We start from the raw sequence: 14,146 nt of genomic DNA, 5'->3' as shown, positions 1-14,146 counted from the left end.
AACCATCAGGGAATTTTTTTACTCTAAAAACACGATGATGAAAGAAGAATTATTTCCGCATGTTCCCGACGAATTCCACAATAATGGAAACGACATTCTGGTTCTTGGAATCGGCAATTATTTGATGGGAGACGAAGGCGTTGGCGTTCATTTTGTCAATACCGTCGACGAAACCGAGTTCCCGAAAAACATCACCTTTATGGATGGTGGAACGGGGGGGTTCTTGCTCATTCCCTATCTCGAAAGTCATCCTGTCGCCATAATTATTGACGCCACGATGGACGGAAAAGAAACAGGAACGGTCTCGCTTTTGAAACCCAAATTCTCGAATGACTTCCCGTTATCCTTGAGCGGACACAACTTTGGATTAAAAGACATGGTCGAGATTCTCACGATGTTCGATCGAATGCCGGATATCTATCTCTACACCGTTTCCATCGATAAAATGGATCCAATGGTCACCGAATTGTCTCCAAAAGTACTGGCGTCGTTGGCAATTGTAAAAAGCAAAATATTGCAACTAATAGAAGAATTAACAATTAAAAATAACAGTTTCATTGAGCACTAAAATTTATGAAATAACGATTTCTGGACGGGTTCAAGGTGTGGGCTTCAGGCCGTTTATATACAATTTGGCAAAAAAAAACGACATCAAAGGATTTGTGACCAATAATGCAAAGGGCGTATTTATCAATGCCGCGGCAGAGGAGCACATTCTGGACGATTTTTATGACCAAATAGTGAAATACAAACCCGGAAGTGCCCAAATTACTTCTTCCCAAAAAAACAGCATTTCTTCGACAGAAATAGTTGGGGACTTTTCTATTAAACCAACTGCTCCCAACTTGGTTATCGATATTCCCCTGACTCCTGATTTTGCCATTTGTGAAAGCTGTGCCAAGGAAATGTTGGATCCCGAAAATCGCAGGTATTATTATCCTTTCACGACCTGTACCTCTTGTGGGCCAAGATATGCAATAACCCATAAATTTCCTTTTGAAAGAGAAAACACGAGCATTGACGAGTTTATGATGTGTGAAAGTTGTTCGCAGGAATACAAAAATAGCGACGACATTCGATTTCATTCCCAAACGAATTCTTGTCCCAATTGTGGTATCACGCTAAAATTGACCACCAATTTGGGTGAAGTGGTGTCGGAATCAAATACCGAAATTTTCAAGATTATTGCAGCCGAATTGGCTCAGGGAAAAATTATTGCACTCAAAAATACGGCAGGTTATTTATTGATTTGCGACGCAACAAACGAAGAAACCGTAAAAGAATTAAGGGTTCGAAAAAGAAGACCCACAAAACCATTTGCCGTTTTATTCAAGGATGCCAAAACAATTAGCAACTATTTAAATTTAAATGACTTAGAAGTGACTACTTTAAGTTCAACAGAAGGACCAATCGTGATTCTGTCCATAAAAAATGCGTTGGATTTGGCCGTTGAGCAAATTGCTCCAAACCTGGAAACCATTGGAGCGATGCTTCCCAACTCGGGCACTTTAAAACTGCTGATGGAAAATTTCAACAAGCCAATCATTGCCACCAGCGGAAATTTTCACGGTTCGCCAATATGCTGTTCTGAAAAGGAATCCATCAAAAAATTAAGTAAAATAGCCGATTATTTTCTCCATAATTCCTTGACCGTTCTTCATCCCCAAGATGATTCCGTGGTAAAATTTACAGAAGAATTTGCCCAAAAAATAATACTCAGACGTTCTCGTGGATTTGCACCCAATGTACTGGATTTTGAAAAACCGGAAAGCAGGGAAAAAATTCTTTGCCATGGCAGCGATTTGAAAAACACGATTGCCATTTTGCCCAACAACAATTGCTATGTGAGCGAATACATTGGCGATTTGGAAAATTACGACACCTATCTCCGATTTGAAAAAACTATAGAAAATTACACTCGAATATTCAATTTTGAACCCGATGTGATCTTGTTTGATGCACATCCAAAATACGTGAGTTCGAGATTCGCCGAAAGTTTCGTCCATCCCGAAAACCCGGTTCTTTTTCAAAAAATCCAGCATCACAAAGCGCATTTTTCGGCCATTCTGGGAGAGAAAAATTTGTGGAAATCCAAAGACAGGATACTCGGAATTATCTGGGATGGCATTGGCTTTGGAGAAGAAGACAAAATCTGGGGCGGAGAGTTTTTCGAATACCAGGACAATAAAATGGCCAGAATCGGCCATTTGGACTATTACCCTTGGATTTTGGGCGACAAAATGTCCAAAAACCCCAAAATTTCGGCTTTGTCCATCAGCGGAGGCAATTTAGTTTTCAAGGAATATTTCAATGTCAACGAATGGAATATTTATTCGAAAGCCTTAAAAAAACCAAGCTTCGAAACCTCCTCAATGGGGAGATTTTTTGATGCGGTGGGTTTCGTATTGGGATTTACCAAACCGATTTATTTTGAAGGGGAAGCGGCAATGTATTTGGAAAAAATCGCCCAAAAATGGTATTCGAGTCACAAAAATCATTTTGTCGATTATCTGGAAAACGAAAAATTAAGCAACAACATCATTCCAACAAAACTGCTTTTGGACAAAATAATTGCCTCTCGACAAAAAGGAATCCAACCCGGAAAAATTGCGCTGAATTTCCATTATACCCTGATTAAGTGCATCGAAAAAATCGCTTTGAACAATAAAATCCATGCATTGGCATTCAGCGGTGGCGTGTTCCAGAATGCTTTGTTGGTGGATTTGATACTGAAATTTTTATCCACAAATTTTGAAGTTCATTTGCACGAAAACTTTTCCCCAAACGACGAAAACATATCTTTCGGCCAATTGAATTATTACCTCAATATTAAAAATTAAATTTAGAAAACATGAACATAAACGAACTGTTGGGAACCATAGGAAAAACGGACGAATCGGACAAAATATCCTATTCTGCCGGAGTGATTATGGCACAAAGCCTCAAGGACATTGGTTTCGACGAAATAAAATACGATGATTATCTGGAAGGAATGAAGTCGGTTTTCAATGATTCTTACCCAAAAATTACCCAAAAACAGGCCATTGCCATTTTCCAAAACTACGTGACTCTGCTTCAGGAAGACTTGAAGGAAAGAAATGCCGAATTGGGCAGGCAATTCTTGGAGAAAAACGCCCAAAAAGAAGGCGTAATTACGCTCGAAAGCGGTTTGCAATTCGAAATCCTGGTGCAGGGAACGGGAGAAATTCCCACCATCAACGATGTCGTGAGAGTCATTTACGAAGGTACTTTATTGAACGGCGACGTTTTTGATTCCACAATGGAAAGCGGCGCCATCGACATGAACGTGGCGCAAACCATTTTGGCTTGGCAAGAAGCCTTGCTCTTGATGCCGGTGGGTTCCCGCTGGAAATTATACATTCCTCATTATTTGGCTTATAAAGAATTTGGCGCACAACCCATGATTCAACCGAATTCCACCTTGATTTTTATCATCGAATTGTTGGAAATAGTTTAATGTTTTTCACCACAAATTACACAAATTTCCACAAATTTTTCAAAAAATAAAGTCAACTTGAATTAGTGACCCGAGCGATAGCGAACAGACGAAGTAAATCTGTGGCAAAAAAAATAATTTTTAACCACATAGAGATTTATAGATTGTGTTAATTTTGAGAAAGAAGTTTCACTTTGTAATAGTGAACATAGCGTGTGAAGCTATTTGAATTTGTGAAAATTTGTGTAATTTGTGGTAAAAAAATCTGTGTGAATCTGTGAAATCTGTGGCAAAAAATTAAATCCAATGAAATACCTAACCGAATACCGAAATCCAGAACTCGTAAAACACTATTTATCGGAGATAAACAAAATAGTCACGAAACCTTGGAACATTATGGAAATTTGCGGAGGACAAACCCATTCTTTGGTCAAAAACGGCCTGCTGGATTTGCTTCCCAAAGAAGTCCGAATGATTCACGGTCCGGGTTGCCCGGTTTGCGTTACCCCCATTTCATTGATTGACAAAGCCATTGAACTCTTGAAACAAGGTGTCATCGTTTGCTCTTTTGGCGACATGATTCGGGTTCCGGGTTCTACGAAAAGTCTATTGCAAGCCAGAGCCGATGGTGGCGATTTGAGAATTTTGTATTCCCCACTCGAAGCAGTCAACATTGCAGCGGCAAATCCGGACAAGGAAGTGGTTTTCTTTGCCGTCGGTTTCGAAACTACCGCTCCAAGCAATGCCCTTTCCGTGGTTCACGCTGCTAAATTGGGACTGGATAATTATTCCATCTTGGTTTCCCACGTTTTGGTTCCGCCAGCCATGGAAGCCATTTTGTCGGATGAATTTTGTACCATCGATGCTTTTCTTGCGGCCGGTCACGTTTGCACGATTATGGGATTGGACGAATACCATCCCATTGCCGAAAAATATAAAATTCCGCTGGTAGTCACGGGTTTTGAGCCTGCTGATTTGGTACAAGGGATTTATCACGCAGTATTACAGTTAGAAAACGGAGAATATTTCGTGGACAATCAATACAAACGAATGGTAAAACCCGAAGGGAATGTTCGTGCCAAGGAAGTGATTTTTGACGTGTTCGAAATTGGGGAACAAGAATGGCGCGGCATTGGAAAAATACCCGAAAGTGGTTTTGTAATGACCGAAAAATACAAGAAATACGATGCCAACCGAAAGTTTTCCATTGAAGTCATCGACAGCAAGAAAGACGAAAACTGTATTGCGGGCGAAATTCTGAAAGGAATCAAAAAACCGCACGAATGTCCGGAATTCAATAAAAAATGCAGGCCATCCAATCCGCTTGGAGCACCGATGGTTTCTTCGGAAGGAGCTTGTGCGGCCTATTATCATTACTCAATTTAGAAATTATGCTTGGAATATTCATCACTGCTTATGCTGGTCTCGAACATGCCTTTGAAGCCGATCATTTGTTGGCGGTCAATACTTTGGTGAGCAACAGAAGCAAGATGAACCAGGCAGTAAAAGACGGTATCTATTGGGGAATTGGTCATACTACCACAATCTTTCTGGTGGGCATTTTGATGATTGGTTTTAAAGTGGCCGTAAGCGAAAACATTTTCAGTTATCTCGAAGCCACGGTTGGATTGATGCTAGTTTCATTGGGAATTTATCGTTTGTCGAAGTTATTCAAGAAAAACACCCACACCCACACTTATACGCATCGTCATCCCCTTTCCGACACGAATTCGGTTAGTTATTTACATTCACATACCTATTCTCATTCTCATTTCACGACGACTTCCAATCACGATCATTCCAAAGGTTTAAATAGTTTCAATGCGGCTTTTGGAGTGGGTTTGGTACACGGTTTGGCTGGAAGCGGCGCCCTGGTGGCTTTGGTTTTGACACAAATGAAAACGGCAACCGAGGGATTATTGTACATATTGATTTTCGGAATGGGTTCCATTTTGGGAATGTTTACGGCTTCGGGATTGTTTAGTATTCCCTTCAGTAAATCCATTTTAAAATCCGATAAACTGCAAATAAGTTTAATTGTAATTTCCTCCCTACTCTGCGTGTTTTACGGCAGTCACGTGATTTATGAAAATCTTTTTTGAAGAAAGTTTACAAGCTTAACGATTTGACCAAGGCATTCGCTTTTAAAAGTTTCCGCCACGACCCGAGTCCCGATAATTGTCGGGGCGAATAGGCGAAGCAATTACACTAATAACACGAATTACAATTAGTTTTTAATTGCACAAATTCTTAAAAATAGATAAAATTCGTGCAATTCAATTTTAAATTTTGATAAAAATTAGTGGCAATTAGTGTAATTCGTGGCTAACTTTATTTTTCTTTTTTAAAAGCGAATGCCCTGCGATTTGACAAATTGAAATTTTCAGTAAATTTGTATCAAACAGTTTGTTATGGAAATTTTAATCGAAGCTGCCCAAATTGCAGAATCCTTCAACATCAAGAAATTCCGTGCCGAATTTCGTGCCGAAGCCTTTTCGGGCTCCACTTCCGAAGTGTTTTATGCCCTGACGGAAACCAACCGCTATTTGTATGTTTTTGATTATGGCGTGGTGGTTTTTGCCAATTATGATGCCGTTGCCAAAAGCGAATGCATTCAATTCATGAAAAATTACGCCACCACATTGGTGAACATTGATTTATCAGAGGAATATCGTATTGTCACCGACGAAAGACTGAACAAGGCCTTGGTCAAAAATGATTTAGTCTCCGTTCCCCAAATTGACGCTTCGCTGTTGCGAATCGTGATGTTAAACATAGGCCAATCCGTCGCGCTGGAACATTACGAAGTCTTGACGGATGAACTCATTTCTTCTTCCAAACACTATATAATGGAACTGGAAAACCAAGGAAAATTGAGTATTTCCAAAACCAATTTGCTTAAGTACATTGGCAAGGTTTTGAACGTCAAAAACAGTATTGTGGACAATTTATACATTTTGGACGACCCCAATTTGGTTTGGGACAACGAAGAACTCAACCTGTTGAATCGCAACCTAAAGACCAATTTTGACATCAATCCCCGTTTCAAGGATCTGGATTATCGCCTCCAAATTGTCGAAAACAACCTGACCCTTTTTACAGATGTATTAAATGTTCGAGAAAGCGCCCGACTGGAATGGATAGTTATCATATTGATTGCCTTGGAGATAATAATTGCGATATTTTTTCATTAGAAATCATTTTGCCATTGCTTCCAAGGTCAAGCCTGAAATCACGGATTTATTTTTTAGTAAAACATCGGTTTCACTGGCATGTTCATCCTCTTTTTTAATCAAAAGCCAAGCGTCTTTCTGCTTGATTTTTAATTTTACCAACGCAAATTCACCTTTCAATTTCTTCCCGTCAAGAATAAAACTCAGATGCCCATTTTGCAAACCCGATTTGAATTGGGCTTCGACGGATTCTGTTTTCTCTTGGTCAGCCAAAGTATAAGTTCCGTTGTCCCAAACCATGACGTTTCCCGCGCCATAATTTCCCTCGGGAATTGTTCCTTCAAAATCCTTGTAAGTATAAGGATGATCTTCGACCATGATGGCCAGTCGCTTTTCCTCTGGATTCATCGAAGGTCCTTTCGGAATGGCCCAACTTTTCAATACACCATCCATTTCCAGTCGAAAATCATAATGCAATTGGGAAGCGGCGTGTTTTTGGACTACAAAAATCAACTCTTTTTTCGATTTATTAATTTCACCTTTGGGTTCGGTGGTCGTATTAAAATCTCTTTTTTGATGGTATTTACTTAAATCCATTGGAAATGAGGATTACAATTAGATTGTATTAAAGTTACGATTTATTAATTAATTTGATGTAAGAATCCCTTTTTTTAAAACAAAAAAGAGGATGTCGTTTAAAAACATCCTCTCTCAGAAAATTAGTTTGAACTCAATTAATCTTTCACTCCTAATTTGGTCAAAATATCTTCCATCAAACACCATTTGGTGATGGAAGATTGCAACAAATTGGCTCCCACAAAAGCGGTAAACCACAACCAGTTTTGGTTGACATAAATAGCCAATAACAAGCTGATGAGGATAAACGTTCCTGCTACAGCTCTTACGATTCTGTTTTTCATAATGTCATTGCGAGGTACGAAGCAATCTCGTCCTCTTTTTTTGATTAATAATTGTTTTAGTTACTACATCTTTCGATGTTCAGCACTGCTAAATGTATATTTGATTTGGAAACTTGTTCGATATTAAATTCTTTCACCATATCAAAAAGACCATCAACTTTTTCTTCTTTGACAAAAGCATAGAACAAAACTGATTCTGTTTCTTGCATATTCGTAGCAAACCAATTGGCTTCCAAATCGTCTTCGGAATTGTCTTTAAAACCTTTTACGTCTTTATATGAAAAGGATTTGACTTGAGCCTTTTTAAGCAGTTGTTTGATGTCTTTTTCAAATTCTCGGACTGCGGTTATTAATAGTAATTTCATAATTATGAGTTTTAAATATTATTTTCTTCATCGGATGAATCAATCGTGGTTTCCCATTTTTTTCTTTCCGTTATGTAATAAATAATTGGCACAACCAACAAAGTCAACACAGTCGAAACCACCGCTCCAAATACCAATGATATAGCCAATCCTTGAAAAATTGGATCAAATAGAATAATGGAAGCTCCAATAACCACAGCGCCTGTTGTCAACAAAATAGGCGTAGTTCTTACGGCTCCGGCTTCGATAATGGCTTGTTTTAAAGGAACGCCTTCGTTGAGTCGGATTTCGATAAAGTCAATCAGCAAGACCGAATTTCGAACCATAACTCCTGCTAAAGCAATCATTCCAATGAAGGAAGTCGCCGTGAAATAAGCGCTCAACAACCAATGTCCAAACACAATCCCGATTAACGAAAGCGGAATCGCAAGCATCATTACCATAGGCGTTTTGAAGTTTTGGAACCAACCCACAATCAGCATATAAATAATCACGATTACGACCAAAAATGCCACTCCCAAATCACGGAAAACTTCCAAAGTGATTTGCCATTCTCCATCCCATTTTACGGTAAAATCGCTTTCGTCCGTAGGTTGTTCCATATACAATTCGTTGACTTTATAGCCTTTTGGCACGTTCATTTTGGCTAGTTTCTCGTTCATTCCCAAAATGGCATACACGGGACTTTCCAGGGCTCCAGCCATATCAGCCGTTACATAAACCACACGTTTTTGGTCTTTTCTGTAAATGGTTTTCTGCAGGGTATCTTGAACTACTTTCACTAAATCACTCACCGGAATCATATTCCCCTGACTGCCTTTGATTTTCAGGTTTTGAATGTCCTGCAAACTCGTTTTGTCTTTGTCGTCAAGCGAAAGCACGATGCCCACATTGTCATTTGAATTTTCGTCGTACAAATTAGAAACGGGATATTCTTTCAACAAATACGTTAGATTTCCAACCACTTGTTGCGGTGCAATGCCGTTCAACATTGCTTTTTCTTTATCGACTTCTAGTTTGTATTCCGTTTGGTTGTCTTCGACCATCCAATCGATATCCACGATATCCGAAGTGTTTTGTAAAATTGTTTTTACCTGATTTGCCACCTTGATTTGTTCTTTGTAATCAGGGCCATAAATTTCGGCAACCAAAGTCGATAAAACTGGTGGTCCAGGCGGAACTTCAATGATTTTCACGTTCGCACCATATTTCTTGGCAATCTTCTGAATATCAGGACGCATTTCCTTGGCGATGTCGTGACTTTGTAAATCACGTTCTTCTTTGTGCAACAAATTCACCTGAATATCTGCCATATTGCTGCCACCACGCATATCGTAATGACGAACCAATCCGTTAAAAGTTATCGGAGCAGATGTTCCAATGTAATTCTGGTAATTCACCACTTCGGGTTTGGTCGAAAGATATTGCGCAATTTCTTTGGTCACGGCTGTTGTGCGTTCCAATGTGGTTCCCTCGGGCATATCAATCACGACTTGGAATTCGTTTTTGTTATCAAAAGGCAGCATTTTCACGACTACCGATTTAGTAAAAAACATCAAAACCGAACCAAACAACAACACCACGGTCACTGCCAAAAGGATTCTTCTTTTCGAACTGCTTTCCAATAAAGGTCGTTCCAGTTTGTTGTAGATTTTGTAAATCCAACTGGTTTCCATTCCTTCTTCGTGTTTGTGTTCCTGCTCTTCTTTTTCTTGCAACAAATGATAGCCCAAATAAGGCGTCACAGTCAAGGCCACGAACAAAGACAACAACATCGCAATCGAAGCACCAATCGGCATCGGACTCATATAAGGCCCCATCATTCCAGACACGAAAGCCATTGGCAGAATAGCCGCAATAACGGTAAACGTCGCTAAAATCGTTGGATTTCCTACTTCGTTAATCGCATAAATCGCCGCTTGTTTGAAAGGCAGTCGCTTCATCTTGAAATGGCGGTGCATATTTTCGGCGATGATAATACTGTCATCGACGACGATTCCCACCACGAAAACCAAGGCAAAAAGCGTGATTCTATTTAGTGTGTAACCTAATAAATAATAGGCAAAAAGTGTCAAGGCAAACGTCAATGGAACGGAGAAAAACACGACCAATCCGCCTCTCCAACCCATTGCCAAAATCACCAAAATCGTAACGGCAATAATCGCAATACCTAAGTGTAGCAACAACTCCCCCACTTTGTGCGAAGCCGTTTCTCCATAATTTCGGGTTACTTCTACGTGAACATCATCGGGAATTAAAGTTTTCTTTAAATGCTCGACTTTATCAATAATTTTAGCCGAAATTTTCATCGCATCCGCCCCTTTCACCTTTCCGATGGAAATCGTTACGGCTGGATATTCCGATTTGGCGGTTTTGAATTTCTCGTTGGCTTTGCCATAACCAAAAGACACATAACTTCTGGCCGTAGATGGGCCGTCTTGCACCGTCGCCACTTGTTTTAAATAGACCGGCATATTTTTGTTCACGCCCACCACCAAATTTTCTACATCTTCCGAATTCGATAAAAATTGTCCAGTCGTAACCAAATATTCTTGGTCGTTTTGCACAAAACTACCCGATTGCGAACTGCCGTTATTGGCTTGAATCATTCCCATAATTCCCAAAGCATCCACACCATTTTCGGCCATTTTATCTTTGTCCAAAATCACTTTTAGTTCACGATTGCTGCCACCAATTTCTTTGGTAATCGCCACATCTTTCACTTTTTCAATCTCCGAAGTTACTTCCTCAGCAATTTGGCGCAATTGGAAATCATCTTGGGTTTCACTCCAAAGCGTCAATCCCAACATCGGTACATCGTCAATCGAACGGGTTTTGACCATCGGTTTGTAAACGCCTTTCGGAAACATATCTTCGTGTTTCGCCAATTCGTCATACAATTTTACATAGGAACGCTCCACGTCTTGCCCCACATAAAACTGGACAATCAACATCGCCTGCCCGTTCATCGCCATCGTGTGCACGTGCTCCACGCCTTTGATGTTCGAAATAATTTTCTCCAATGGTTTGGCCACACGGCTTTCCACTTCTGTCGGACTTGCGCCTGGATACCCCACCATTACGTCGGCCATCGGAACATTAATTTGTGGTTCTTCTTCCCTCGGGATCAAAAACGAACTGTATACGCCAATAATCATCAAAGCTACCATCAACAAAATGGTCAATTTCGAATTGATGAAAAAATGGGCTATTTTACCTGAAATACCTTCTTGCATAATATTTTTTGTTTAAAGTTTAAAGTTTCAGGTTGTACCCAAAAACTGAACACTATTTTTTAATTACTGATTACTGCGACTGAACACTGACCACTGATCACTGAACACTAACCAAAGCCCCGTTATACAACTTCCCTTCAGCTGAAACAATATATTGCTCGTTAGCCGACAATCCCGACAAGACTTCCACTTGATTGCCGAAGGTTTTTCCTGTTCGCAACCATCTCAAAATGGCGACATTTCCTGTTCCAATGGTATAAATTCCGGTCAATTGTCCTTGTTTTACCAAAGCGGTTTCCGGCACTAAAACCATTTCAGTTTTGGTAGTCTGAATTGCATTTTCAACTGGAAATTGTACGTTGACAAACATTCCCGACAACACGGACGAATCCGTTTTGTCTAAATTGATTTTTACCAAATATTGTCCGCCCGTATTCGTTGCAGACGAACTCACTTCGCTTACTTTTCCGGTTAGATTGGCGTTGGATGATTTTACCAAAACTTTCACGGACATTCCTTTTTTGATGGCGGCAATATTGTTTTCCGAAACCATTGCGGTTACTTGTAATCTTGTTGCGCCTTCCACGCTCACCAACGGCATTCCAGGATTGGCCATATCGCCTTCTTTTACAAAAGTATTGGTTACCGTTCCCGAAAAGGGAGCCGTGATATTCGAGTATGAAAACTGTGAAATCACTTCGTTTCGCATTTGTTTCGCACCTTCCAATCCAGCTTTCGCCATTTCGTAGCGAGCCGTCATATCGTCCAATTCTTTTTGGGAAGCCGATTGTTGTTTGAACAAATTCACAAAACGATCGTAATCTTTTTTGGCATTGTTGTAACCCGCTGTGGCTTGCAGAATACTGGCATCCACTTGCGCTTTTTTGGCTTGCAAATCGCTGTTGTTGATGCTGACCAACAATTGCCCCGCTCCAACTTTTTGTCCCACTTTCACGTGAATTTTGGTCACGTAACCCATCATTCGGGTGCTTAGATTAGCCGAGTTTTCGGCTTCTATTTTTCCGCTGGCAGTTATAAATCCGCCTTCGGTGTTTTCAGAAACGCCGCTTACTTTTACGGCTATGGCAGGTTCTTTGGTAATTTGTTCTTTTTTGTCGCCTCCACAAGAAGTTAATAAAACTGCGGAAATGGAAAGGATGGCTATTATTTTTTTCATATTGATAACTTTAATTAGTTGTTTTTTCTTTTATGTATTCATTACCCTTTTGAGGACAATTCAACTTATTTTTTTAACGCATAGAAACATAGATCGTGTCAATTTTGAAAGACGTTTCACTTTGTGATAGTAAATCATAGCTATGTGAACCCAAGAATTGGGCTATCCAACTCTTTTTTTCTATGATTCTATGCGTTTAAATTTTTATTTCTTTACTCTTTATTCTAAAATCTTAATACTTAATACTCCAGTCTTAATACTATTTAGTCAAAAACTGCAAATACTCCTGTGTAAAATCATATTCAAAAACCGCTTGCAGCAACTGTAGTTCCTTCTGGAACATTTGGGTTTCCGCTTGCAACAAATCGGTGGTTTTTTCTAAGCCCTGTGTGAAACGGTTGCTTCTGATTCGATACGCTTCTTGCGATTGTTCCAAGGCCAATTTTTCCAGATTCACCTTGTTTTCGGCGTCTTTTAATTGGCGATTCGTTTTGTTGAGTTCCAGTTGGCTTTGCGATTTGTATTGTTGGGTTTCCACTTTCGCTTTTTGATATTCCGCTTTGGCTTTTTCCATTTTCCCGATCGATTTGTAACCGTCGAAAACTTTCCAGGACAATTGCGCGCCTACCAAATACCCTTGAGCATTCGTTCCAAAAAGGGTGTCGTCGTACAATTCGTAACTTCCAAAAGCATTCAAGCTGGGCAGGAAATTCATCTTGCTCGATTGATACATTTTGGCGTAAGCTTCGGAAGATTTATCCATCGCCAAAATGTCTTTTCGGTTGCTGGAAAGTGTTGTATTGTTACTTGAAATGGAAATAGTATTATCCAACTCTTCCAATGGTTTATATACTTTATTCGTGTTGTCTTCATTGAGAAGAAAAGCCAAATAATCCGAAGCGTTTTGCACATTGCTTTTGGCGTATTGCAATTGGTTTTTGATTTCGTTCACACGAACTTGTACCGACAATACATCTGTTTTTTGAAGGATGCCTTGCTTGAAATAATTCTCGATTAGTTTCAAATTGGCATCTGCCGTGGCATTTGCTTTTTCCAAAACTTTTACGGCTTTGTAGGCCAATTGCAGTTGCATAAAAGATTTGTTGACTTCCAAAGCCAAATATTCTCCCGTGCGTTCGGTTTGCAATTGAAAGGCTTCCATTTTGGACTTGGCGGCTTGGCGACCGTACAAACCATCCACGTTGATCAGCGGTTGCAAAACCTCGATTTTGGTGGCATAGTTTTGGGTTACGGCAGGATCATTCAACAAAGCGGGATTAAAATCCGAAGCCGTCAACACTTCCTGGTTCAATTTGGATCCAAAAGCCATCAAGGGATTGGTGGTGGAAATCGCGGTGTGCGATGCCGTGATGCTGGGCAAAAACAAGGCATTGGATTGTCGGTAATCAGCCTGTGCCGATTTGAAGGCTTGATTCGCAATCTGGAGTTGCAGGTTTTTGTCCTTGGCTATTTGCCCGATGTCTTTTTTGGAAATCGTCAAGGTGTCTTGCCCAAAACCCAAAGCCGATACGGAAAGCGTTCCAATTAGCAATAGTAAATTTATTTTCCTCATAATGATTGTTCTTGATTATGGGGCAAAGATATATGGGTAGGATTTTTTGTTCAGTAACAACTGTTACATTGACGCATAAAAAATGAAATAATCTAATTCATAATCCTGACTACCTGAAATACAATATTTTTATCCCGCATTAAAGTTGCGATAAATTGATGAGTTACCAATGTAAAATCCTTACGGAATAATCCACAGTGAATTTTCTGAAAGTATTTTAGTACATACTTTTCAGTATGATTATT

The 14,146-nt window shown here is 39.8% G+C and carries 12 protein-coding genes; 6 read left to right on the top strand and 6 right to left on the bottom strand.

Going from position 1 to position 14,146, the window contains the following annotated elements; genetic code table 11:
* Window positions 1-37 precede the first annotated feature (37 nt).
* From OZP13_RS05740 to OZP13_RS05715, 6 genes are all read left to right on the top strand, one after another.
* On the top strand, window positions 38-568 hold the full coding sequence (locus tag OZP13_RS05740; RefSeq protein WP_281298959.1) for a hydrogenase maturation protease: 531 nt from the start codon (window positions 38-40) through the stop codon (window positions 566-568).
* A complete protein-coding gene (gene hypF / locus OZP13_RS05735; protein ID WP_281298958.1) occupies window positions 558-2,840 on the top strand; it encodes a carbamoyltransferase HypF in 2,283 nt (760 codons plus the stop codon). The genes OZP13_RS05740 and hypF overlap by 11 nt, the downstream gene beginning before the upstream one ends.
* 11 nt (window positions 2,841-2,851) lie before the next feature.
* The gene (locus OZP13_RS05730; RefSeq protein WP_281298957.1) at window positions 2,852-3,478 is read left to right on the top strand and encodes an FKBP-type peptidyl-prolyl cis-trans isomerase; all 627 of its coding nucleotides are present in this window, start codon (window positions 2,852-2,854) and stop codon (window positions 3,476-3,478) included.
* Between the two features lie 285 nt (window positions 3,479-3,763).
* Window positions 3,764-4,843 carry a hydrogenase formation protein HypD gene (hypD, locus tag OZP13_RS05725; protein ID WP_281298956.1) on the top strand — a complete coding sequence of 360 codons (1,080 nt, stop codon included), beginning with the start codon at window positions 3,764-3,766 and terminating at the stop codon, window positions 4,841-4,843.
* Window positions 4,844-4,848: 5 nt separating this feature from the next.
* On the top strand, window positions 4,849-5,559 hold the full coding sequence (locus OZP13_RS05720) for a HoxN/HupN/NixA family nickel/cobalt transporter (RefSeq protein WP_281298955.1): 711 nt from the start codon (window positions 4,849-4,851) through the stop codon (window positions 5,557-5,559).
* A 309-nt stretch (window positions 5,560-5,868) separates the two neighbouring features.
* Window positions 5,869-6,651 carry an RMD1 family protein gene (locus OZP13_RS05715; RefSeq protein WP_281298954.1) on the top strand — a complete coding sequence of 261 codons (783 nt, stop codon included), beginning with the start codon at window positions 5,869-5,871 and terminating at the stop codon, window positions 6,649-6,651.
* 3 nt (window positions 6,652-6,654) lie between these two features.
* Here the strand turns inward: OZP13_RS05715 and OZP13_RS05710 are convergent, their stop codons facing one another.
* The 6 genes from OZP13_RS05710 to OZP13_RS05685 all read right to left on the bottom strand — a co-directional run bounded on the left by OZP13_RS05710 (window position 6,655) and on the right by OZP13_RS05685 (window position 13,901).
* The gene (locus tag OZP13_RS05710; protein ID WP_281298953.1) at window positions 6,655-7,227 is read right to left on the bottom strand and encodes a DNA polymerase ligase N-terminal domain-containing protein; all 573 of its coding nucleotides are present in this window, start codon (window positions 7,225-7,227) and stop codon (window positions 6,655-6,657) included.
* A gap of 137 nt (window positions 7,228-7,364) precedes the next feature.
* Window positions 7,365-7,550, bottom strand: a complete 186-nt coding sequence (locus OZP13_RS05705; protein WP_269242873.1) for a YgaP family membrane protein — start codon at window positions 7,548-7,550, stop codon at window positions 7,365-7,367.
* Window positions 7,551-7,606: 56 nt separating this feature from the next.
* Window positions 7,607-7,915 carry a hypothetical protein gene (locus OZP13_RS05700; RefSeq protein ID WP_269242872.1) on the bottom strand — a complete coding sequence of 103 codons (309 nt, stop codon included), beginning with the start codon at window positions 7,913-7,915 and terminating at the stop codon, window positions 7,607-7,609.
* Window positions 7,916-7,926: 11 nt separating this feature from the next.
* Window positions 7,927-11,151 carry an efflux RND transporter permease subunit gene (locus tag OZP13_RS05695; RefSeq protein ID WP_281298952.1) on the bottom strand — a complete coding sequence of 1,075 codons (3,225 nt, stop codon included), beginning with the start codon at window positions 11,149-11,151 and terminating at the stop codon, window positions 7,927-7,929.
* 97 nt (window positions 11,152-11,248) lie between these two features.
* Window positions 11,249-12,328: an efflux RND transporter periplasmic adaptor subunit gene (locus OZP13_RS05690; RefSeq protein ID WP_269242871.1), complete on the bottom strand. Its 1,080-nt coding sequence runs from the start codon at window positions 12,326-12,328 to the stop codon at window positions 11,249-11,251.
* A 259-nt stretch (window positions 12,329-12,587) separates the two neighbouring features.
* Window positions 12,588-13,901, bottom strand: coding sequence for a TolC family protein (locus tag OZP13_RS05685; protein ID WP_269242870.1), 1,314 nt, complete (start codon window positions 13,899-13,901; stop codon window positions 12,588-12,590).
* Between the last annotated feature and the right edge of the window lie 245 nt (window positions 13,902-14,146).

It is taken from the genome of Flavobacterium limnophilum (assembly GCF_027111315.2).
GTDB lineage: Bacteria > Bacteroidota > Bacteroidia > Flavobacteriales > Flavobacteriaceae > Flavobacterium > Flavobacterium limnophilum.
The sequence above is the reverse complement of the archived record's forward strand: the minus strand, read 5'-3'. Positions and strand labels throughout refer to the sequence as shown.